Genomic DNA, 2159 nt, shown 5'->3' on the forward strand with positions numbered 1-2159 from the left:
TGCAATTTATCATAAGTTCTCGTCAGCTTGATTTTTCGGTTGAAGAAATTAAGTTGATTTTTTCTAACACTGACCATGGTGAAAGTGCATGCCACCTTGTACGTGAATTAGTAAAACAAAAGTTAGATGAAACTGAAGAACAATTTAATAAAACAATGAAATTAAGAGCAAGACTTTTTCAGGCCGTTGAACAATGGTCAACTATGCCAGATAACTTGCCTACAGGAAATATGGTTTGCCATTTGATTGACAGTACACATCAAGCTGATATTCAGACAACAACAGTTACTCAGCTTGACCACATTATATTAGCGTCAACGGAGGTTAAGTAATGAATCAAACAAAAAACTCACTTATGCAACTCAATATCCTCGGCGCAGGCTGCGCGAGTTGTGTTGGCAAAATTGAAAAAGCGATTAACAGCGTAGAAGGCGTTGATTCGGCCGAGATGAATTTTGCGGACAGAACGGTACTGGTTAACGGTAAAGCATCTGCCGAGTTGATTATAAAAGCGGTTGAAAGCGCTGGTTATAATGCTACTCAAATACAGGCGGAGTCGGCAGAAGATGCCATGAACGAGAAAGAACAGGCTGATTTACAACATTATAAAAGTTTATTACGCCATACCATTATCGCTTTGTCCGTCGGTATTCCGTTGATGATTTATGGACTGTTTATTGGCGAAATGACGGTATCAACCCTATTCGAACAAGTGGTGTGGGGACTGGTTGGTGTGGTGACTCTTGCGATTATGCTGATATCAGGTAGGCATTTTTATATCGGTGCATGGAAATCATTTTTAAACCATAACGCCAATATGGATACCCTCATTGCCTTAGGTACCGGTACTGCTTGGGTTTACTCTATGTTGATAGTTGCATTTCCACAATTATTTCCCGAGATGGCAAGGCATGTTTACTTTGAAGCGACCGCAATGATTATTGGTTTAATTAATCTTGGTTTAGCACTCGAAGTTAAAGCGCGCGGTAAAACCTCTGAAGCGATTAAGCGTCTTATTGGTTTGCAAGCTAAAACTGCTCGGGTAATCCGTGATGGAAAAGACCTCGACATCGATATTGCTCATGTATTACTTAATGATCACGTTAAAGTTCGCCCTGGCGAAAAAATCCCAGTTGATGGGGTGGTTATTGAAGGTAACAGCACCATTGATGAATCAATGTTGACTGGTGAGCCAATGCCTGTTGAAAAAGTGATCGGTGACGATGTGGTCACTGGCACCTTGAATAAATCAGGCTCAATCATATTTAAAGCAACTCGTGTAGGTAAAGATACTGCACTGGCGCGCATTATTAGTATGGTCAAACGGGCGCAAAACTCTAAGCCGCCGATTGGACGTTTAGCTGATGTTATAGCCGCTTACTTTGTGCCCGCCATTATGATCATCGCTATAGTCAGTGCCATGGTGTGGTTTAACTTTGGCCCCGAGCCGTCGAGTGTATTTGCCATCGTGTCTGCAACAACAGTATTAATTATTGCTTGTCCTTGTGCGTTAGGACTCGCAACGCCAATGTCAGTGATGGTCGGCGTTGGTAAGGCGGCTGAATCGGGAGTGCTTATTCGGAACGGTGAAGCATTGCAAACCGCGTCTAAAATAACCGCCATGGTATTAGATAAAACCGGCACTATTACCGAAGGTAAACCGCAAGTTACCGATATTATTTTGGTTAATGCAGACAGTGAAGAGCAGGTACTTGCCTTGTCTGCTGGAATTGAAAGTCACTCCGAACATCCACTCGCGCAAGCGATTGTTGAAAGTGCGAATGATAGAGGTATTGAAGCCATTAACACTGAGCACTTCAATGCCATTTCAGGTAAAGGTGTAGAAGCTGAAGTGGATGGCCAGATATTATTATTTGGTAATCTAAAATTAATGCAAGACAAAAATATTGATATTGGATTCAATGAAGCTAAGGCCCAAGTGTTAGCTGAAAATGCTAAAACACCAATGTATTTAGCGCTTGCAGGGCAATTACTGGCCATTATTGCGGTATCAGATCCGATAAAGCCTGATTCAATCGAAGCGATTGCGAGACTGAAACGCAGTGGCATCAAAGTGATAATGTTAACCGGGGACAATAAAGCGACCGCCGCCGCAGTGGCTAAAAAAGTCGGTATTGATGATTTTTTCGCAGAAGTCA

General features: G+C 42.2%; 2 protein-coding genes. Both read left to right on the top strand.

Translation table 11 applies throughout. The features are described 5' to 3' along the window. Nucleotides 1–332, top strand: a 332-nt coding sequence (locus CXF78_RS14865; RefSeq protein WP_102037241.1) for a MerR family DNA-binding protein, incomplete at its 5' end; no start/stop codon positions are given. After that, the coding region (locus CXF78_RS14870) for a heavy metal translocating P-type ATPase (RefSeq protein ID WP_102037242.1) at nucleotides 332–2159 on the top strand (1828 nt) is incomplete at its 3' end. The genes CXF78_RS14865 and CXF78_RS14870, both read left to right, overlap by 1 nt.

Origin of the sequence: Shewanella sp. 11B5 (assembly GCF_002836795.1) — a bacterium.
Lineage (GTDB): Bacteria > Pseudomonadota > Gammaproteobacteria > Enterobacterales > Shewanellaceae > Shewanella > Shewanella frigidimarina.